20 protein-coding genes and 1 tRNA gene are annotated in these 20,132 nt (G+C 64.8%); 13 read left to right on the plus strand and 8 right to left on the minus strand.

All coding sequences use genetic code 11. From position 1 onward, the window contains the following. Window positions 1-132: 132 nt before the first annotated feature. The 6 genes from V1293_RS20470 to V1293_RS20495 form a co-directional block, all read right to left on the minus strand. Window positions 133-209, minus strand: a tRNA-Arg gene (locus V1293_RS20470). A 372-nt stretch (window positions 210-581) separates the two neighbouring features. Beyond that, on the minus strand, window positions 582-1,367 hold the full coding sequence (locus tag V1293_RS20475; protein ID WP_334511702.1) for an enoyl-CoA hydratase/isomerase family protein: 786 nt from the start codon (window positions 1,365-1,367) through the stop codon (window positions 582-584). Beyond that, entirely contained in the window at window positions 1,364-1,966 is a 603-nt protein-coding gene (locus V1293_RS20480) for an amidohydrolase family protein (RefSeq protein WP_442894362.1), read from the minus strand. Before V1293_RS20480 ends, V1293_RS20475 begins: the two co-directional genes overlap by 4 nt. Window positions 1,967-2,254: 288 nt before the next feature. After that, window positions 2,255-2,872 carry a carboxymuconolactone decarboxylase family protein gene (locus V1293_RS20485; RefSeq protein ID WP_334511703.1) on the minus strand — a complete coding sequence of 206 codons (618 nt, stop codon included), beginning with the start codon at window positions 2,870-2,872 and terminating at the stop codon, window positions 2,255-2,257. Beyond that, the gene (locus V1293_RS20490) at window positions 2,869-4,086 is read right to left on the minus strand and encodes a CaiB/BaiF CoA transferase family protein (RefSeq protein ID WP_334511705.1); all 1,218 of its coding nucleotides are present in this window, start codon (window positions 4,084-4,086) and stop codon (window positions 2,869-2,871) included. The genes V1293_RS20485 and V1293_RS20490 overlap by 4 nt, the downstream gene beginning before the upstream one ends. Then, complete coding sequence (locus V1293_RS20495; RefSeq protein ID WP_334511707.1) at window positions 4,079-4,726, minus strand: glutathione S-transferase family protein; 648 nt, start codon at window positions 4,724-4,726, stop codon at window positions 4,079-4,081. Before V1293_RS20495 ends, V1293_RS20490 begins: the two co-directional genes overlap by 8 nt. A gap of 102 nt (window positions 4,727-4,828) precedes the next feature. Here V1293_RS20495 and V1293_RS20500 point away from each other — a divergent pair, with 102 nt between their 5' ends. Genes V1293_RS20500 through V1293_RS20510 form a run of 3 tightly spaced genes read left to right on the plus strand, consistent with a single transcriptional unit; the run spans window position 4,829 to window position 7,497 of the window. Next, the gene (locus V1293_RS20500; RefSeq protein WP_334511709.1) at window positions 4,829-5,542 is read left to right on the plus strand and encodes a GntR family transcriptional regulator; all 714 of its coding nucleotides are present in this window, start codon (window positions 4,829-4,831) and stop codon (window positions 5,540-5,542) included. A 27-nt stretch (window positions 5,543-5,569) separates the two neighbouring features. Then, window positions 5,570-6,472 (plus strand): alpha/beta fold hydrolase, encoded by a 903-nt coding sequence (locus tag V1293_RS20505; protein ID WP_334511711.1) that lies wholly within the window; start codon window positions 5,570-5,572, stop codon window positions 6,470-6,472. A gap of 56 nt (window positions 6,473-6,528) precedes the next feature. Further along, window positions 6,529-7,497 (plus strand): Bug family tripartite tricarboxylate transporter substrate binding protein, encoded by a 969-nt coding sequence (locus V1293_RS20510; protein ID WP_334511713.1) that lies wholly within the window; start codon window positions 6,529-6,531, stop codon window positions 7,495-7,497. A 50-nt stretch (window positions 7,498-7,547) separates the two neighbouring features. Here the strand turns inward: V1293_RS20510 and V1293_RS20515 are convergent, their stop codons facing one another. Next, window positions 7,548-9,023, minus strand: coding sequence for a HAMP domain-containing sensor histidine kinase (locus V1293_RS20515; RefSeq protein WP_334511714.1), 1,476 nt, complete (start codon window positions 9,021-9,023; stop codon window positions 7,548-7,550). 431 nt (window positions 9,024-9,454) lie between these two features. On the opposite strand from V1293_RS20515, the gene rpmH reads away from it, so the two are divergent. The 8 genes from rpmH (at window position 9,455) to V1293_RS20555 (ending at window position 16,181) form a co-directional block, all read left to right on the plus strand. After that, window positions 9,455-9,589, plus strand: a complete 135-nt coding sequence (gene rpmH / locus V1293_RS20520; protein WP_008542748.1) for a 50S ribosomal protein L34 — start codon at window positions 9,455-9,457, stop codon at window positions 9,587-9,589. A 25-nt stretch (window positions 9,590-9,614) separates the two neighbouring features. After that, window positions 9,615-9,959, plus strand: a complete 345-nt coding sequence (rnpA, locus tag V1293_RS20525) for a ribonuclease P protein component (protein ID WP_334511716.1) — start codon at window positions 9,615-9,617, stop codon at window positions 9,957-9,959. A 20-nt stretch (window positions 9,960-9,979) separates the two neighbouring features. Beyond that, window positions 9,980-11,872, plus strand: coding sequence for a membrane protein insertase YidC (gene yidC / locus V1293_RS20530; RefSeq protein WP_334511718.1), 1,893 nt, complete (start codon window positions 9,980-9,982; stop codon window positions 11,870-11,872). A 154-nt stretch (window positions 11,873-12,026) separates the two neighbouring features. Beyond that, a complete protein-coding gene (yihA, locus tag V1293_RS20535; RefSeq protein ID WP_334511720.1) occupies window positions 12,027-12,677 on the plus strand; it encodes a ribosome biogenesis GTP-binding protein YihA/YsxC in 651 nt (216 codons plus the stop codon). Then, a complete protein-coding gene (locus V1293_RS20540; protein ID WP_334511722.1) occupies window positions 12,677-13,048 on the plus strand; it encodes a DUF423 domain-containing protein in 372 nt (123 codons plus the stop codon). The genes yihA and V1293_RS20540 overlap by 1 nt, the downstream gene beginning before the upstream one ends. Window positions 13,049-13,271: 223 nt before the next feature. Further along, window positions 13,272-14,168, plus strand: a complete 897-nt coding sequence (argB, locus tag V1293_RS20545; protein ID WP_334511723.1) for an acetylglutamate kinase — start codon at window positions 13,272-13,274, stop codon at window positions 14,166-14,168. Window positions 14,169-14,326: 158 nt separating this feature from the next. Continuing rightward, a complete protein-coding gene (locus V1293_RS20550; RefSeq protein ID WP_334516817.1) occupies window positions 14,327-15,313 on the plus strand; it encodes a DUF1036 domain-containing protein in 987 nt (328 codons plus the stop codon). A 175-nt stretch (window positions 15,314-15,488) separates the two neighbouring features. Next, the gene (locus V1293_RS20555) at window positions 15,489-16,181 is read left to right on the plus strand and encodes a pyrimidine 5'-nucleotidase (protein WP_334511724.1); all 693 of its coding nucleotides are present in this window, start codon (window positions 15,489-15,491) and stop codon (window positions 16,179-16,181) included. 121 nt (window positions 16,182-16,302) lie between these two features. Here the strand turns inward: V1293_RS20555 and V1293_RS20560 are convergent, their stop codons facing one another. Continuing rightward, a complete protein-coding gene (locus V1293_RS20560) occupies window positions 16,303-17,592 on the minus strand; it encodes an IS4 family transposase (protein WP_334511726.1) in 1,290 nt (429 codons plus the stop codon). A 287-nt stretch (window positions 17,593-17,879) separates the two neighbouring features. Here V1293_RS20560 and dapD point away from each other — a divergent pair, with 287 nt between their 5' ends. Beyond that, window positions 17,880-18,725 (plus strand): 2,3,4,5-tetrahydropyridine-2,6-dicarboxylate N-succinyltransferase, encoded by an 846-nt coding sequence (gene dapD, locus V1293_RS20565; protein WP_334511728.1) that lies wholly within the window; start codon window positions 17,880-17,882, stop codon window positions 18,723-18,725. A gap of 146 nt (window positions 18,726-18,871) precedes the next feature. Further along, complete coding sequence (gene dapE / locus V1293_RS20570) at window positions 18,872-20,026, plus strand: succinyl-diaminopimelate desuccinylase (protein WP_334511730.1); 1,155 nt, start codon at window positions 18,872-18,874, stop codon at window positions 20,024-20,026. Window positions 20,027-20,132: the final 106 nt, after the last annotated feature.

Genomic DNA, 20,132 nt, shown 5'->3' on the forward strand with positions numbered 1-20,132 from the left:
GCGACTTAAATTGCGACATCGGCCGCTCGCGCAATCTTCCCGCTAAGCCGGTCAAGGAAAATTCCGCCGTTTGAAAAACCGTTTTAATCTTTCGCACTCAAACGGCGATCTTTTCTAAGTATTTGATTTGAATGGCGCGCCCGAAGAGATTCGAACTCCTGACCCCCAGATTCGTAGTCTGGTGCTCTATCCAGCTGAGCTACGGGCGCGTTTTCGCTTGTGCATTGGGCTTAAGGGGCCCGGATGCGTCCGAATAAGGTCCGGACGGTCGCGAAAGAGCGCTTTAGCTACCCGCTCCGGCCCCGCTTTGCAAGGTCCGCTTCGTGCGATTTGCCGGCCGAATCGGAGGCCGTCAATTTGACGTCAGTTCCGGAGGCCCGTTGGCGGGCACCCGAAATTTCCTTGCAATTACAGGCAATTCCGGGCACGGCGCGTCGCAATACTCCCGCCAGGGCGCACCGCCCGCCACGCGGGATTTCCAGCCGATCGCGGGGCGTGAATGTGCCGGCGACGTGGCCCCACCCGGATTGCTATCGACGCAGCCGGGTAGCGAGCGGGGCCCATGGACCGCCACCGGCGCCTCACCGCCCCTTGAACACCGGCTTGCGCTTCTCGCGGAACGCGGCGAGTGCCTCCTTCGTGTCCTCGGTTTCGGCCAGCGCCGCGGTCTGGCTCTGCTCGTAGCGATATCCGTCGCGCAGCGGCAGTTCCTCGGTCAATCCGAACGAACGCTTGGCCGCGACGACTGCGAGCGGCACCTTCTCCGCGATGGTCTTGCCGATCGCCTGTGCCTCGGCAACGACACGCTCACGCGGCACGCAGACGGACGCGACGTTCATGCGGTAGAGGTCGGCGCCCGACATGCGCTTGGCTGTATAAATCATCAGGCGCGCATCGGACGGACTGAACGAGCGCAAGACGTGGCGGACGCCGCCCGCAAGCCCGTAATCGACCTCGGTCATGGACATGTAGGCTTCCTCGGCGATGACGAGGATGTCGGAGACGAGGGCGAGCACGCAACCGGCGCCGATCGCAGCACCATTGACGGCCGCGATGACCGGCTTCGGGCATTCCATCACGCAATCGAACGAGGCGCGCACGAGACGGTTGTGACGCGAATAGCCGCCCGGCTCCTGTAGCAGCGCCGGGCGCTCCGACAGATCCGCACCCGCCGAGAAAATCTTGCCGTCGCCCGTCAGCACGATGGCGCGCACGTCGGTCTCGGCGCCGAGCACGTCGAAAATCCGGATGATCTCTTCGCGAAACTTGCGATCCTGCGAGTTCACCGGCGGCGCTGTAATCGTCAGCGTAGCGACGTGATCGGTGACGTCGATGCGGAAGCGTTCGAGCGTTTCGAGACCTTTCATGGGGTAGTCCTTTCGAAGCCGTAGAGGCGAGCTGGATTGTCGACGAGGATGCGGGCGCGCTGCGCCGGATCAGGCACCCAGCAGCGCAGGAGATCGAGCATTTGACCGGCATCCGGCGCCGGATTCATCCGCACATAGGGCCAGTCAGATCCCCACACGACACGTTCCGGCGCGGCGGCGATCAGAGCATCGTGGAAGGCGCGCGCATCGTCATGTCCGGGTTGTTGCGACACACGGCAAACCGTCAGCTTGGCCCAGACGTCGCTGTCGGCGAGGCGCGCGCGAATGGATTTGAAGGCCCCGGCATTGGGCCCATGCAGCGGATCAGGACATGCCATGTGGTCCAGCACGAGCGGCACCTTCGAGCGCAGCAAATGCGGCAGCCATTCCACGAGATCATACGCCCTGGCCCATAGCTGAGCGTGAAGGCCGACCGCCCGCATGCGCGGCGCCAATACCCCGATGGCATCGAAGCCGACGCTGCCGGGATAGCGGCTGCCATCCGGTGCGCGCATCTCGACGAAGCGGAGCCCGACGATGCCAGCGGCGCGCCAGGCCGCGAGTGTGCCGGTGTCGACGCCGGGATATGCGACCGCAATGCCGCGGAGCGCGTCGGGCCGCGTCGGCGATGGCGCTCAGCATGGCATCGGGATTGCTGCCATAGGGCGCCGGCTGAACGAGCACGCCGCGCTGCAGACGAAGCGTCTGGCGCAGGGCGGCCGCGACCTGCGGCGTCGCCTCGGGAAGCGCGTAAACCGGCCTGGCCGCCGGAGGAAAGCGATCGTGCGGGCCGAACACGTGAAAATGCGCATCGCACGCGCCGGCCGGCAGCGTCCAGCCCGGCACGCCTGCGCCCGGCGCCCGAACGGTCTCGTAATCGGGCGCCGTCACGACGCGCTCCCGTGACGACCCGGCGGCAGCGTGACCAGGATCGTCTCGGGCGCCAGACCCGTCGCGCCCTCGGGCAGCGGCAACTGGTGCGCATTCAACGTCTGCGCCACCATCGTGTAATAGCCGATCACGGCCGTCAGCTCGACCACGCCGCGCGCGCCCCAGCGGCTCAGTACGGCGTGGTACGTGTCCGCCGGCACGCGACCGGTCTGCTGCAATACGCGCGTGAACTCGTAGACCTCCAACTCCGCCGCGTCGTCGAACACCGGGCTTTCGAGGGCCGCGATGGCATCGACGATCTCCTGCCTCACACCCGCCGCTATCGCGGCGCGCGCATGCACCCACCACTCGACCTGCGCCGTCCAACGCCGTCCCGTCACGATGATCGCGAGTTCGTTGAGGTGTGGCGGCAAGCAGGTGCGGTAGCGCAGAAACTCGCCGAGCGCCGACCATGCCGACGCCAGCTCCGGGCTGTGGATCGCCGCGCGCAACGGACCGATCATCTGCCCGCGCGGACCCGACACGACGGAGTCGTGGAGACGGCGTTGCTCGGCGTTCATGTCTCCGACATCGAGCAGTGGAATGCGCGGGCGTTGGTCCTCGACGCCGGTCACGATACGCCTTCCGCAAGCAATCCGAGTTCGCGCAGCACCTCCTGCGTATGCTGGCCGAGCAGAGGCGGCGCTCGATCGAAGCGCAACGGCGCGTCGGCGAGCCTGATCGGGCTTACGACCTGCGGGACGCTGCCGGCGAGCGGATGCGGCAGGTGCCGCAACATCTCGCGATGCTGCAGCTGGGGATCGGCAAAAACTTGAGGGATCGTGTTGATCGGCGCGGCCGGCACGCCGGCGGCGTCGAGCGCCGCAACGAGCGCGTCCCGCTTCCACGCGGCGAAGGCGGCGGACAACAGCGCCGTCAGGTCGGCATTGGCACGGACGCGGGCAGCGTTGGTCGCAAAGCGCGGGGCGCGCGCCAGACCGGCATCGCCGATCACCTCGCACAGCCTTGCGAACTGGCCGTCATTGCCGACCGCGAGCACGAACTGTCCATCGGACGCCGCAAACACGTCCTGCGGCTGGATGTTGGGATGACGGTTGCCGCCGCGCTGCGGCGTTTTGCCGGAAACGAGATGATTCATCGCCTGGTTGGCAAGGAACGCCGCTGCGACATCGAGCATGGCGAGGTCGATGGTCTCGCCGTGCCCCGTCTCGGCGCGTCGTGCGAGCGCGGCGAGAATGGCGACCGCCGCGTACATGCCCGTCATCAGATCGACAACGGGAACGCCGACCTTCTGCGGGCCGCCGCCGGGTTCGCCGTCGCGCTCGCCGGTCACGCTCATCAGGCCGCCCATGGCCTGGATGGCGAAGTCGTATGCGGCGTTCTGGCTCCTCGGACCCTCCTGGCCGAAACCGGTGACCGAGCAATAGACGAGCGACGGCTTCAGCCCGCGCAGCGACACCGCATCGAGGCCGTACTTTGCCAGCGTGCCGACCTTGAAATTCTCGATCACGACATCGCATTGCTGCGCCATGGCGCGGATCAGTTGCTGGCCCTCGGCGGTCGCGATGTCGACGGCAACCGATCGCTTGCCGCGATTGACCGAGAGGAAATAGCCGCTCTCCCCAGAGACGTTGCCCTCCCGATCCCGGAGAAACGGCGGCCCCCACGCGCGCGTATCGTCACCTGCGCCAGGCCGCTCGATCTTGATGACGTCGGCGCCGAGGTCGGCGAGAATCTGCGTCGCCCACGGCGCCGCCATGATGCGCCCGAGGTCGAGCACGCGGATGTGCGTCAATGGACCTGAGCGTGAATGCGCCGGCTCAGCCATCGAGGATCTCCGTCGCCCTGGCCGACGGGCGCGCTGCAAACGTGGCCTGCCACGCGGCCAGCCGGGGCCGGCCCTCGCGCCACGCGAGATCGGCAAAGCGGAAGTCCAGATAGGAGAGCGCACAGCCGACCGCGATGTGCCCGATCCCGAAGGGTTCGCTTTCCAATGCGCCCGCCTCCGCCTCCATACGGTCGAGCGTGGCGGCGGCCTTGATGGCGAAGGCGTCGAGCCATTCGTGCGTCTGCCGGCCGGCGGGCTTTTCGCGTTCGTTGCGCCAGAGCACGAGCAGGTCGAGCAGGCCGTCGGCGAGGGCCTGACGGCTCAGCACCAGCCAGCGCAGCCGACCCGCCGGCGCGAGCAGCCGGCCGCCTCCGGCGAGGCTGTCGAGATATTCGACGATGACGGCCGAATCGACCAGCACCGTGCCATCCCCGAGAACCAGCGCCGGGATCTTGCTTAACGGATTGTCCAGCATGATCGCTGGGTTAGGCTTGCTCATCGCCGCGATACTGCGCACGCATTCGATTTTTCCGGACAGGCCGAGTTCGTGCACAGCGACCATCACCTTTCGCACGAATGGCGACCGTGGAGACCAATGCAGTTTCATGCTTTCGCCCGTCGACAATGCAGGCCGCTTCAAGGGCCTTTCCTTCGCGGTAAAGGTCATATATACGGACTTTTGTCAATTCGAACCGCCAGCCGAGGGAAAATCGTGGCGAGCCTGACCGACGCCGGAGTACCTTTGAGCCGTAGCGCCGTGGCGCGCTACATCCAGCTCGCGACCTTGTTCCGCAGCCGCATCATGTCCGGCCAGTGGCCGGCCGGCGCACAGATCCCGACCATCGAACAGCTGATGGCCGAATGCGGCGTCGCGCGTGCGACGATCCGCCAGGCGCTCGGCCTGCTCGAGGACGAGGGCCTCGTCTCGCGCTATCGCGCCAAGGGCACGTTCGTCACGGAAAAGGCGCGGGCGCATGTCTGGCTCGATGTGACAACCGACCTCCGCGGCATGTTGAACACGCGCGACGGCGCGACGATCGAGGTGCTTGAGGACACGCTGGTTCCTGCACCCGAGCGCTGGCCGCACGATATCGGCACGATATCGCGAAGCTACCGGCGGCTGCGGCGCCGTCACTCCCGTGACGGCCGTCCGTTCCTTGTCGCCGAGGTCTATATCGACGCCGGTCTGGCGAGCCGCCTGCCGAAGCGCGCCATCACAACGCTGACCGCGATGCGCCTCGCCGCGAGCATTCCCGGCGTGCACATCGAAAGCGCACGTCAAACCATGACGATCGGCAGTTCGGATCTGGAAGTCTCGGAACTGCTCGGATTGCCGCTGAATGCGCCGATCTGTTTCGTCGATCGTTCGGCGGTGGATCAGCGGGGGCGGCTGGTGCTGGTGTCGAAGGGCATATACCGCGGCGACGTCGTGCGCGTCGACATGGACGTCAAATGACCGGCGCGGGTCGAATAGATCATAAATATGGACTTTATGGGCAGGCGGATGCTGCGTGACGTCATATGCCGCAGCTTGCGGACCTCCCGGACCATCGTCGCCCTGGCCGCGATGTGGCCGGTGATGCAACCGCCTGGCCCGGCAGCGTCTGCCGAGGTGGCGCGCAGCCGCGAAATCGTACGCTATGACAATGTCGAAATCGATCTCATCACCGAAGGGCGCGGACCGCTGATCGTCATGCTGCCATCGCGCGGCCGTGACTCCGAGGATTTCGACGATGTCGCGTCCCGGCTTGCAGAGGCCGGCTATCGCGTCCTCCGTCCGCAGCCGCGTGGCGCCGGCAGGAGCACGGGCCCGCTCGAAGGCATCCGCATGCAGGATCTCGCCCGCGACGTCGCGCATGTCATTGCCCGCGAGAACGCGGGCCCGGCCGTGATCGCCGGTCATGCCTACGGCAACTGGGTTGCGCGCATGACCGCCACCGACCATCCCGCGCTTGTGCGCGGCATCGTTCTCATGGCGGCCGCCGCCAAGGCCTACCCGGATGAACTGCGCGCCGTAGTGCAGCAATCCGGCGATGCGAGCCTGCCGGACGAACAGCGCCTCGCGGCCTTGCGCAAGGGCTTCTTCCTTCCACCCCATGATGCCTCCGTGTGGCTCCGCGGCTGGGCACCCGCCGCGAACAAGGCGCAAAGCGTGGCGGCATCCGCGACGAAACAGGCTGAATACTGGCAGGCCGGCACGGTTCCGATGCTCGACCTGGTGCCTGACGGGGACCCGTTCAAGCCGAAAGAGAAGTGGAACGAAAGCCGCGAGGAGTTCGGCGAGCGCGTGTCCGTCGTCGTCATTCCGAACGCCAGCCACGCGCTGATCCCGGAGCAACCCGACGCCGTCGTCGACGCCATCCTGGCATGGATCGCGAAGCTGTAACGCACCAATGAAGAACGAGGTGCAGCAAGCGCCTCACACATGGGAGGAGAGTAATGATGCGAAGTCTTGTTCGCGGGATGATGGTGGCCGCGCTTCTTGTCTTGCCGCAATTGGCGCAAGCGCAGTCCTATCCCAGCAAACCGATCAAGCTGATCGTGCCGTTTCCGGCGGGCGGCCCGGCCGACACTATCGCCCGTGTGCTGACGGAGAAGATGGCGCCTCTGCTGGGCCAGCCGATCATCCTCGAGAACCGCGGCGGCGCGGGCGGCGTGACGGGAATTGGCGCGGTCGCGAAAGCAGAGCCCGACGGCTACACCATCGGCATTTCGAGCGCCGGTCCGCTCGCGATCACGCCGGTGCTTTCCGAGACGATGCCGTACGACGTGCACAAGGACCTCAAGCTCCTGACGCAGGTCGTCGAGGTTCCCGAATTGCTTGTCGTCGCCGACAACGTCCCGGCCAAGACGTTCGGCGAACTCATCGCGCTCGCCAAGTCCAAACCTGGCAAGCTCAATTTCGCCTCGACCGGCATCGGCGGCGTGCCGCACATGGCGGGGGAATTGCTCAAGGTGTCGGCAGGCGTCGACATCGAGCACGTGCCATATCGCGGCGCCGCCCCCGCCGTGAATGACCTGCTCGGCGGTCACGTCAACATGATGTTCGCCGACATTCCCGTACTGCTCGGCAACGTGACGGCGGGTAAACTCCGTGCGCTCGCCATTGGCAGCGCCAAACGTGCCCCGAGCGCGCCCGACGTGCCGACGACGGCCGAGCTCGGCATGCCGCAGGTGCTCGCCAACAACTGGTATGGGCTGGTGGCGCCGAGCGGCATTCCAGCCGACGTCGCCGCCAAAATCTATTCAGCGGCTGTCGAGGCGCTGACCTCGGCCGAGGTCAAGGACAAGCTCACCCTTCAGGGCGCAACCACGGTCGGCAGCACCGGTGAACAGTTTTCGGCACATCTGAAGGCCGAGATGGAGAAGTGGGCGCAGGTCGGCAAGGCGGGGGGCGTCAAGCTGCAGTGATCTGCACGAAGCCAGGCAATTGCACATCGGGGAATGACGTGGCGACCGAGTTACGCCCGCGCCCGCTCGTTGCGGACGCTCTGCAGTTCCACCGGGCGGTCGGGAATCGAGACCCGGAAGGTGGCGCCGATGGTGCCTTCGACCAAATGGATGTCACCGCCATGGGCGCGGACCAGTTCGGCGGCGATCGCCAGCCCCAGCCCGCTGCCGCCCTGCCGGCCCGAGGTCTGGAACGCCTCGAACAGGTGCTCGCGCGCCTTCGCCGGCACGCCGGGGCCGGTGTCGGAGACCTCGATGATGGCCACCGAGCCTTCGCGGCGGCCGGTGATGCGGATCTGCAGGGTCGCGGCATCGCCCTTGGCGCTTTCCAGCGCCTGGGCAGCATTGCGCACCAGGTTGAGCAGCACGCGAAACAGCTGGTCGGGATCGGCGTCGATCGACAGCGAGCGCTCGATCGCGCTGATCCAGGTGATCGAGGCATCGACCGCGAGGCCCGCGGATTCGCGCACCTCTGCTACCACGGGTTCGACCAGGATCATTCGACGATCGGGCTCGGCTTCCTGGGCGCGGCCGTAGGATAGCGTCGACTGGCAGAAATCGATGGCGCGCTCCAGCGAGCGCATCAGTTTCGGCGCAAAGCGCTGCACCCGCGGATCCGGCACGCTGGCCAATTGATCCGACAGCAATTGCGAGGACGCGAGAAGATTGCGCAGATCGTGGTTGATCTTCGACACCGCAAGCCCGAGCGCGGCGAGCCTGCTCTTCTGCGAGAGCATCGAGACCAGATCGCGCTGCATGTCGGACAATTCGCGTTCCGCCACGCCGATCTCGTCGCCGCGCTGGCTCGGCACGATGATGCGCGCCGCGCTTTCCGGATTTTCGTGGAAGCCGACCAGATTTGCCGTCAGCCGCCGCATCGGGCGGACGAACAGATAATGCAGCGCCAGATAGACCAGCCCCGCAGCGAGCATCGCGATCCCCAGCGAGACCAGCAGCAGATTGCGGGAAAAGCGGTACATCGCCAGCCGCAACGGCTTTTCATCGACCACCACCTCGATGAATTGCGCCCCGCCGGGCGCGGGCCCCACCACGCGGATGGTCTGGTTGCCGGTCTCCAGCATGGTCTCGAACGATTCGACGATGGCAGACCACACCGTCAGCGTCCGCAGGTCGATATCACGGTCAATCGCCGCCGGCAGGTCGGCGCTTGCGAGCAGCCGGCGCTGCTGTCCCATCTTGATGGCGACCGCGCGTGCCCCGACGCTGGTCAGGATCTGCCGCGCCAGCGAATCCGGCACCATCCCCAAGGGGGCCGCATCCAGCACCAGTGCGGCCGTGTTGGCCGCCGCGAGGCGGTCGTTCAGCCGGTTGGTCCAGAAATTCGCGATCGAGGGCACGTAGATCATCAGGAGGGCGATCATCACCAGCGGGATGGTCAGCAGCAAAAGCTTGCCGGACAGGCCGAGCCGACGCGGGCCCGTGCACCGCGGGGCTTGAGGGGTCGGCTGTTCGTCAGTCGCTGACACGAATATCCGCCTTGATATCTCTGTGTTTGGAGCCCCATGTTTGGAGCCCTGCCGGACACCAGACCGGCTCTGGTCTTGACCCGTACACTGATTCCGAGGATGCGTTCTGCGCCCCTGACCGGTCAAATTACCGATCGCTAATGTCCGCTGGTTCCGATGGTCGGGGCGCGCCGCCTTCTCGCCCACAAAAACCCCGCGAAAACAGATATATTCGCCCCAATTGCGACGTTTCAAAGAACGCCCGGTGCGGCAACCCCTGACATTGACGAAAACAGGTCGCTCCCGTATAAGCCGCGCCAACTGTCCGCGATGGCCCGGTTCCACCGGGGGCGGCTCGTTTGGGCCGTAAATGGCCCTTTTTCGGGTCGGCCCGCATCATCGGACGAATCTCAATCCAACAGGCAAATTGCCCGGTCAGCGGAGAACTACCCGTGAAGCGGACTTATCAACCCAGCAAACTGGTGCGCAAGCGCCGTCACGGCTTCCGCGCCCGTCTTGCCACCGCCGGCGGCCGCAAGGTTCTCGCCGCCCGCCGTGCGCGTGGCCGCAAGCGTCTGAGCGCCTGAGCCGGATCTTCCGGAGATTTCATTCATGGATCGGCTGAGGCAGCGGGCGGACTTTCTCGCCGTTGCCAATGGCACGCGGGCGAACAGCGCTGCCTTCGTGGTGCAGGGCCGCCTCCGCGACGATGATGGCCCGATCCGGATCGGTTTCACCGTTACCAAAAAGAACGGTACCGCCACCGAGCGCAATCGCATCCGGCGCCGGCTTCGCGAACTCGTGAAGCGGCTGGACGTCATATCCATGCGACCACACCATGATTATGTGCTGGTAGGCCGCCGGGCCGCGCTCACCCGCGATTTCGCAACCATGCTCGACGATCTCCGCTCGGCGCTGCATCGCCTCGACCGGCAGCCGACCAAACTTCCGAATTGAATGGCGAGACCTCAAAAACGATGACCGACAATCGCAACACCATCCTCGCCGTCATTCTGTCCGGCCTCGTGCTGATCGCGTGGCAGTATTTCTACAACATGCCGCAGATGGAGCGGCAGCGCGCGCAGAGCCAGACCCAGGCCGAGTTCAACAAGCCGTCGCCGCAGACGGCCCCGGGATCGACCACGCCGGGATCGACCACGCCACAACCGGGCTCGGCGCCATCCGCCACCACGCCGGCCGGCCAGCCGGGCGCGGCCCAGCCCATCGTCAGCCGCGACGCCGCGATATCAGCCTCGCCCCGCATCAAGATCGAGACGCCGCGGGTTTCGGGCAGCATCGCGCTGAAGGGCGCGCGCATCGACGACCTGTCGCTGGAGAAATTCCGCGACACCGTCGATCCGAAGTCGCCCGCGATCGTGCTGTTCTCGCCCTCGAACACGGCGCATCCCTATTATGCCGAGTTCGGCTGGGTCGCGGCCTCGGGCTCGACGGCGCGGCTTCCCGACCGCGAGACGGTGTGGCAGCAGGAGGGCTCGGGCGCGCTGTCGCCGAGCAACCCGGTGACGCTGAAATGGGACAATGGCGAAGGTCTCACTTTCCGCCGCACCATTGCGATCGACGACCGCTATCTCTTCACCGTCAAGGACGACGTCACCAATGTCGGCAGTGCGCCGGTCACGCTCTATCCGTTCGCCCTCATCTCGCGCCACGGCACGCCGGAGGTCTCGGGCTACTATATCCTGCATGAAGGCCTGATCGGTTATCTCGGCGAAAAGGGCCTGCAGGAGCACGGCTACAAGGCCGTCGCCGAGGCGCCCGTTCTGGGCAGCGGCGGGCGGGGTTTTGAGTTCAACGTGACGAACGGCTGGCTCGGCATCACCGACAAATATTGGGCCGCGGCGCTGTTGCCCGACACGTCGGCACGCCTCAAGGCCCGCTTCCTCGCCGAACCGGGCGCCAAGGTTCGTTATCAGACCGACTACCTGCAGGATGCGCAGACCATCGCGATCGGCGGCACCGGCAGCGCCAATGCGCGGCTGTTTGCGGGAGCCAAGGAAGCCGGCGTCGTCGGCATCAACTTCCCCTTGGCCGGCCATGGCGGCTACAACAAGCAGCTCGATCTGAACCATTTCGATCTCTTGATCGACTGGGGCTGGTTCTACTTCATCACCAAGCCGATGTTCCTGGCGCTCGACTACTTCTTCCACCTGGTCGGCAATTTCGGCATCTCGATCCTGCTGGTGACGGTGCTGGTGAAGCTGCTGTTCTTCCCGCTCGCCAACAAGTCCTACGCCTCGATGGCGAAGATGAAGTCGGTGCAGCCGCAACTGGCGGCGCTGAAGGAGCGCTATCCGGATGACCGCCAGAAGCAGCAGCAGGAGATGATGGAGATCTACCGCAAGGAGAAGATCAACCCGATCGCCGGTTGTCTTCCCGTCGCGCTGCAGATCCCGGTGTTCTTCTCGCTCTACAAGGTGCTGTTCGTCACCATCGAAATGCGCCACGCGCCGTTCTACGGCTGGATCAAGGACCTCTCGGCGCCGGACCCGACCAATTTGTTCAACCTGTTCGGCCTGCTGTCTTTCGACCCGACGCAACTGCCGCTGTTCGGACATTACCTCGCACTCGGCGTCTGGCCGATCATCATGGGCATCACGATGTGGTTCCAGATGAAGCTGAACCCGACGCCGCCGGATCCGACCCAGAAGATGATCTTCGACTGGATGCCGCTGATCTTCACCTTCATGCTGGCGGGCTTCCCGGCGGGCCTGGTGATCTACTGGGCCTGGAACAACCTGCTGTCGGTGCTGCAGCAGAGCTTCATCATGCGCAAGAACGGCGTGAAGGTGGAGCTGTTCGACAATCTCAAGGCGACGTTTGTCTCGAAGAAGGCCGCCGAGAAGACGTGACGACGGCTAACGTTGTCGGCAGCTGTCCCGATACCTCTCCAATCCGTCATGCCCGGCCTTGTGCCGGGCATCCACGTCTTTACGGTGCTGGTGACGGAAACAAAACGTGGATGGCCGGGACAAGCCCGGCCATGACGCAGAACGGGATCTTCGCATGACCACCGACATCGATGCGAAGCTGATCGAAGAGGGGCGAAAACTCTTCGCCGGCGACTGGAAGTTCGTCTGGGCCTCGCCCTCGATCGAGACGCTGCCGCCGATGGCGGGCGTGGAAGTGGCGTTCGCCGGCCGCTCCAATGTCGGCAAATCGAGCCTGATCAATGCGCTCACCGGCCGCAACGCGCTCGCGCGCACCTCGCACACGCCGGGCCGCACCCAGGAACTGATCTTCTTCGACGGCCCCGAGAGCGCGGGGCTGCGGCTGGTCGACATGCCCGGCTACGGCTACGCCTCGGCGCCGAAGACCCAGGTCGCGTCCTGGACCAAGCTGATCCATCAATTCCTGCAGGGCCGCGCCACGCTGGCGCGGGTCTATGTGCTGATCGACGCGCGCCACGGCATCAAGGACGTCGATCAGGACGTGCTGAAGACGCTGGATAAATCCGCCGTGAGCTATCAGGTGGTGCTGACCAAGGCGGACCAGGTGAAGACGGCTGAGCTGGAAAAGAACATCGAGCAAACCACGGCCGCGCTCGCCAAACATCCCGCTGCGTTTCCAGAAGTCCTGGTGACATCCTCGCGCTCCGGCGCCGGCATGCCGGAACTGCGCGCGGCGATGGTGCGCCTGTTGCACGAGCGCGCCTGATGAGCCGCACAGGCCGCATCCTGATCGTGCTGGCCGCCATCATGGGCGCCGACGGCGTCATGCTGGCGGCGGCCTCCGCCCATGGCGCGGATGCGTCGCGGCTGGTGTCGGCCTCGTCGATGCTGCTGTTTCATGCCAGCGCGGTATTAGGTGCCGTCGCACTGGCCGAGCGCGGGATCGTGCATGGCCGTATCGGCATCGCGGCCGCCTTCGGATTCGTGATTGCGGCAAGCCTGTTCGCCGGCGATCTGACGCTGCGGCACTATGCCGGGCACGGCCTCTTCCCGATGGCGGCGCCGACGGGCGGCACGCTTCTGATTGCGAGCTGGCTGGCGCTGGCCGTCGCGGCGGCCTGGCCGAAGCGGGGATGACCGCTTTTCTTCCCCTCTCCCCTTGTGGGAGAGGGTGGATCGCCGCCGCAAAGCGGCGGCGAGACGGGTGAGGGGTCTGTCTCCGCGGAAAGAACCCCTCATCCGCCCTCGCTTTCGCGAGGGCACCTTCTCCCACAAGGGGAGAAGGAAGAAAGCAACTTTGCGCCCTGCCCGCCAATCGGATAGAACCCGGCCCGACATTCGGAATGGCGAGACCCGCTTCATGACATCAGCGCAGAATATCAGCCCGCTCGATCAAGCCCGCATCCTGTCGGAAGCGCTGCCGCATATGCAGCAATATGACGAGGAAACCATCGTCATCAAATATGGCGGCCATGCCATGGGCGCGGAGGAAACCGCAAAAGCCTTTGCGCGCGACATCGTGCTTTTGGAGCAGACCGCGATCAATCCTGTCGTGGTGCATGGCGGCGGGCCGCAGATCGCGACCATGCTCAAGCGGCTCGGCATCCAGTCCGAATTCGCCGCAGGCCTGCGCATCACCGACGCCGCCACCATCGAGATCGTCGAGATGGTGCTGGCCGGCTCGGTCAACAAGCAGCTGGTCGGCTACATCAACGAAGCCGGCGGCAAGGCGGTAGGTTTGAGCGGTAAGGACGGCAACATGGTGAAGGCGTCGAAGACGACGCGAACCATGGTCGATCCGGATTCGAATATAGAGAAGGCGATCGACCTCGGCTTCGTTGGCGACCCCGACAAGGTTGATCTGACGCTGTTGAACCAGTTGATCGGCTATGAGCTGATCCCGGTGCTGGCGCCGCTTGCGACCTCGCATGACGGCCACACGCTCAACGTCAACGCCGACACCTTTGCGGGTGCGGTCGCCGGTGCACTGAAGGCCAAGCGGCTGCTGCTGTTGACCGACGTGCCCGGCGTGCTCGACAAGTCGAAGAAGCTGATTCCGGAACTGTCGGTGAAGGATGCGCGAAAGTTGATCGCCGACGGCACCATTTCCGGCGGCATGATCCCGAAGGTCGAAACCTGCATCTACGCGCTGGAGCAGGGCGTGCAGGGCGTCGTCATCATCGACGGCAAGATGCGGCACGCGGTGCTGCTTGAATTGTTCACTAACCAGGGCACCGGCACGCTGATCCACAAGTGATGCACGAGCGGCAAAAGAAAGTCGTCATGGCCGGGCTTGACCCGGCCATCCACGACTTGTTTGCCGTCCGCAAGAAAGACGTGGATGCCCGGGTCAAGCCCGGGCATGACGAGCTGAGAACGAGGCGTCCACATCGGTCAGCATTGACACGCTTCCTGATGTCACTGCCGGCCGCGGCGATCTCGCTGTTCGTTTCCTCCCTGCCCGCCTTCGCCGACTTGAAACTCTGCAACCGCATGAGCTATGTGGTCGAGGCCGCGATCGGCATCGACGAAAAATCCGCGACCGCGACGCGGGGCTGGTTCCGGATCGATCCCGCCGCCTGCCGCGTCGTGCTGCAGGGCGCGCTGACCGCCGACCGCATCCTGCTGAACGCGCGCGCGCTCGGCGTCTACGGCGCCTCGCCGATTCCGCAGAACGGCAGCGACACGCTGTGCGTTGCGCCGGACAATTTCGTCATCGCCGCCGCCCGCCAGTGCCGCGGCGGACAGACGCCCGCGCCCTTCACCCAGATCACGCCGACGCGGACCGACGACGGCAACCTTGTCGCCTATCTCGCCGAGGACTCCGAATATGACGACGAGCAGGCGCGGCTGGCCGGCATCCAGCGTCTGCTGGTCATCGCCGGCTATGACGCCGCCCCGATCGACGGCGTCGACGGGCCGAAGACGCAAGGCGCATTGAGCGCGTTCCTGAAGAGCCGCGGACTTGCCGCCGACATCGTGCAGTCGCAAAATTTCTTCACCACCATGATCGAGGCCGTGCAGAAGCCATCGTCCAGCGGATTGACCTGGTGCAACGACACGCCGCACAAGATCATGGCCGCGGTCGCCACCGACGACGGCAAGGCGGTGACCAGCCGCGGCTGGTACCGCATCGATCCCGGCAAGTGCCTGCATCCTGATGTGACCGGCCAGCCCAAACAGGTCTATAGTTTTGCCGAGGCCGTCGACGGCGAAAACCGCGCCGTCAAATACCGGGACAGGGCGTTGAACTGGGGCGGGCCGAAAGCGCTATGCACGCGCGAGAGCAAGTTCGAGATATCGGAACAGGGCGATTGCGGCACCCGTGGGCTTGCCGCGATCGGCTTTGCGCCGGTCGACATGTCGAGCGGCGGCAAGACGCTGCGATTTGCGATGCCGTGATGGAACGTCGCCCTCGCTCCATCGTCGTCCCTGCGAACGCAGGGACCCATAACCACAGGGCTGAACTGTGGCCACAGGTGTCAACCACGATGGAAGGCAACACACACCGTGCTTACCAACAACCTATACGGCGTATGGGTCCCCGCGTTCGCGGGGACGACCTAGTGAGAGAGTCATGACATCCCCCCGCTCCTTCAGCCATATCGACACCTGGGTGTTCGACCTCGACAACACGCTGTACCCGCATCACGTCAATCTGTGGCAGCAGGTCGATGCCAGGATCGGCGAGTTCATCAGCGCATTCTTGAAAATCTCCGCGGAAGAAGCCCGCGTGATCCAGAAGGACTATTACCGCCGCTACGGCACCAGCATGCGCGGCATGATGACCGAGCACGGCGTGCACGCCGACGATTATCTGGCCTATGTGCACAGGATCGATCATTCGCCGCTCGAGCCGAACCCGGCGATGGGCGCTGCGATCGCAAGACTTCCCGGGCGCAAGCTGATCCTGACCAACGGCTCGACCGACCATGCCGGCGCGGTGCTGGAACGGCTCGGCATAACAGAACATTTCGAGGCGGTGTTCGACATCATCGCCGCCGAGCTGGAGCCGAAACCGGCGCCGCAGACCTACGATAAATTCCTGCGCGTCCACGGCGTGGATCCGGCGAAGTCGGCGATGTTCGAGGATCTCGCCCGCAACCTCGTGGTGCCACACCAGCTCGGAATGACCACGGTGCTTGTCGTGCCCGACGGCGCCAAGGAAGTGGTGCGCGAGGATTGGGAGCTGGAAGGCCGGGATGCGGCTTATGTTGATCACGTGACGGATGATCTGACGGGGTTTCTGGAGAGGTTGAGCGGCGAATAGCTCTCTTCTCGTCGTCCCTGCGAACGCAGGGACCCATACGCCGCGGCGGTGGAAAAGGGCACCGTGGCCGACATCCCATTTAATCAATTCACGCCTGTGGTTATGGGTCCCTGCGTTCGCACTAGTTGATTCGCACATCTTTGAGGGTTGCCCACGCCGCCGCCACGCCTAAGAAGTGTTGGAGGCCATGCCGCATGGTGATGGGTCCCGGTTTGGTGCGTGGGTATCCGTCCCATCCGCCGAGGCGAGCGATGATCCATGAGGCCCAAGCCAGGCTTTGCGGCGGATGTGGATTGCTTTGGAGTGCGGTCCTGCCCTCGTATTTGGTGGCAAGCGCGGCGAGGAGTTTGATCTGCTCTTCATTGAACGCGTTGCTGGCGGGCTCGGCGCTGCGTCCGTCGCGAGCCTGAACGAGTTGCAGGATCATAACGGCAGCTTTGGCGGCAATCGCGGTGAGCTTGAGCAGCCGATCGGCCGTTTCGATCCGGCTGTCTTCGAGCTGGAGACCCTGAGTTTTGATCAGGCGAAACAGTTGCTCGATAATCCAGCGCTTTTTGTACCAATTAACGATCTGCCAGGCGGACGCGACATCGCTCACGTCATGGGTCGTCAGCAGGTACCAATGCAGCGGCTCGACGCCTGCTGGCGGATCGACTTCAGCGACCTCGACCAGAGTAAGCTCGACCGTCTTGGGTAAATCGGACGATGCCTTCTGCGGCCGTTTGAGGGTGACCCGACCGAAACGCAGCATGAGTTTGGCTTGCCGGGCGGGTCGATCGGCACGCGCCACAACATCAATGGTCGCGGTGTCGACGATGGGCCAGCTGGCGGCGGTGGCATACATGCTTGCCCCGTCCGCCAGCACGCGATCATGCATGCTCCGCGTCAGCAGATGAAAGTTTGAGTCCGATACGCTCGCCCATTTGGCATAGATGTCGCCCTCGCGATCATCGATCACCGTGACCATCGCGGCCGCAGACAATACCTGCTTGGCTCGATTGGCCGTGCTGATCCAACGCTCCGATTCCTTCTGCTCCAGCGGCCGCTTGTCATGCGGAACCGTCACCCGGCCTTGGCGCGTCCAAATCTTCCCGGCAACCAGACCCAGACATGCGTCGCTGTCGGCATCTACGGTGGCCATTGCATGCAACAGCAAACCGTGGCCGGTCCCTTTGCCGATCTCACCCAGCCCGCGCCGGCGCTCGGGCTTGGTTCTAAAATTGATCTCGCTTGTATCCTGGATCGCCAGCACGTGCCGGCCAGCCACTGCAACGGCCGTTTGTTCACCCCAGCCTGCGAGCAGCGCTTCCAGGGTCACATTCTCATTGGCGAGAAATCGGCCGAATTGGACGATCTTGGCCCGATCACCCGCCGCCGCTCGCCGCAAGCACGAACTGGCGCGCGTGACCATTCCTTCGAGCAGGGCCGCCCCCCTTTATCGAGACGACCGTCCCCGAACCGACCAAGCCTGAATTGTTCGTTCAACATCTGGCACCTCAACAGAATCGAAGTGCCACACACAGAATCACGCCGCCCCGGCGCCGGGGAAGGCTAAATCAAAAGGCCGAGTCATTCCGTCGCAGTCAAGATCTGTGCATCTACTAGTGCGTTCGCAGGGACGACGGGGAAGCCTTGACTCTCCCCTCCCAAATCCCGAAAAAGCCGGTCAACTTCGCCCGAAAGCCTAAGGAAATCCCGATGTCCCTGTCCGCGCTCGAATCCACCGTCAACGCCGCCTTCGATGCCCGCGACGGCATTTCGACTTCGACCAAGGGCGAGGTTCGCGAGGCCGTCGATAGCGCGCTCGAACTGCTCGACAAGGGCGAGGCGCGCGTCGCCGAGCGCGAGGCTAGCGGCAAGTGGAAGGTCAATCAGTGGCTGAAGAAGGCGGTGCTGCTGTCGTTCCGCCTCAACGACATGAGCGCTATACCCGGCGGGCCGGGCAAGGCGTCGTGGTGGGACAAGGTGCCTTCGAAGTTCGAGGGCTGGGGCGAGAACCGTTTTCGCGATGCAGGATTCCGCGCCGTCCCCGGCTCGATCGTGCGCCGCTCCGCCTTCATCGCCCGCAACGTCGTGCTGATGCCGTCGTTCGTCAATCTCGGCGCCTATGTCGATGAAGCGACCATGATCGACACCTGGTCCACCGTCGGAAGCTGCGCGCAGATCGGCAAGCGCGTGCATATTTCCGGCGGCGTCGGCATCGGCGGGGTGCTGGAGCCGCTGCAGGCCGAGCCCGTGATCGTCGAGGATGACTGCTTCATCGGCGCGCGCAGCGAGGTGGCGGAAGGCGTGATCGTGCGCAAGGGCGCCGTGCTGGCGATGGGCGTATTCCTCGGCGCCTCCACCAAGATCGTCGACCGCGAGACCGGCGAAATTTTCATCGGCGAAGTTCCGGAATATGCGGTCGTGGTTCCCGGCGCGCTGCCCGGCAAGCCGCTGAAGAACGGCCAGCCCGGCCCGTCGACGGCCTGCGCCGTGATCGTCAAGCGCGTCGACGAGCGCACCCGCGCCAAGACCAGCATCAACGAACTGCTGCGGGACTGAGGCGTTCGCCGGCGGGCCCTCTCGGTTCTCCCGACGACGCGAAGCATCGTCCGGACGCGCGGCGTTGCCGCGCTCCTCGCCGATCTCCCTCGAAATGACGCCGCACAAGGCTGGCCCGCCGCCGGTTTGGCGTGTTAAGCCGGGGTATGAATGACGCCGTTTCCATTACCCGCGACCTCGTCCGCTGCCCCTCTGTCACCCCTGCCGATGCCGGCGCGCTCGGCGTCCTCGAACGTCTCCTGAAAGACGCCGGCTTCGAGGTGCACCGCGTCACCTTCGGTGAACCCGGCACATCAGACATCGACAACCTCTACGCCCGCATCGGCACCGAGGCGCCGCACATCACCTTTGCCGGCCATACCGACGTGGTGCCGCCCGGCGACGAGACGGCGTGGACGCTCGGCGCGTTCTCGGGCGAGGTCAAGGACGGTCTCCTCTATGGCCGCGGCGCGGTCGACATGAAGGGCGGCATCGCCTGCAGCGTCGCAGCGGTGCTGCAATATCTGAGCGACAACGGCGGCAAGCCAAAGGGCTCGATTTCGTTCCTGATCACCGGCGACGAAGAGGACATTTCGGTCAACGGCACCATCAAGCTTCTGAAGTGGTGCGCCGAACGCGGCGAAAAGTTCGACCATTGCGTGCTCGGCGAGCCGTCGAATGTCGAGGTGCTCGGCGATTGCATCAAGATCGGCCGCCGCGGCTCGCAATCCGGCACGCTCCATGTCGACGGCGTGCAGGGCCACGTCGCCTATCCGCATCGCGCGGCCAATCCGGTGCCGGATATTTCGCGACTGATCGTGGCGCTCTCCGACGAGCCGCTCGACCACGGCAGCGCGCAGTTCCAGGCCTCCAACCTCGAATTCACCTCCGTCGACGTCGGCAACACCGCTGGCAACGTGATCCCCGGGCAGGCGCGGGCAAAGTTCAACATCCGCTTCAACGACAACCACACGCAGGAAACGCTGCGCGCGCTGGTCGAGGCGCGGCTGGCGAAAGCCTGCGGCAACCGCATCCGCGCCCGCATCGTCTGGGAATATTCCAACTCCAACGTGTTCGTGACAAAACCCGGCGCCTTCACCGATCTCGCGGTCGCCGCGATCGAGGAGGTGACGGGACGCAAGCCTGAGCTTTCGACGAGCGGCGGGACCTCGGATGCGCGGTTCATCTCGAGCTATTGCCCGGTAATCGAATTCGGCCTGGTCGGCCAGACCATGCACCAGATCGACGAACGCACGCCGGTGTCGGATCTGGAAAAGCTGACGCGGATTTATCGCGGGGTGTTGGACAGGTATTTCGGGTAGCAGCTTTTCACTATCGCCGTCATGGCCGGGCTGACCCGGCCATCCACGTCTTTGGCTTCTCGAACCGAGAAGCCGCCATCATGCCCGGCCTTGTGCCGGGCATCCA

Origin of the sequence: Bradyrhizobium sp. AZCC 1693 (genome assembly GCF_036924745.1) — a bacterium.
In the GTDB taxonomy this organism is placed as follows: domain Bacteria; phylum Pseudomonadota; class Alphaproteobacteria; order Rhizobiales; family Xanthobacteraceae; genus Bradyrhizobium.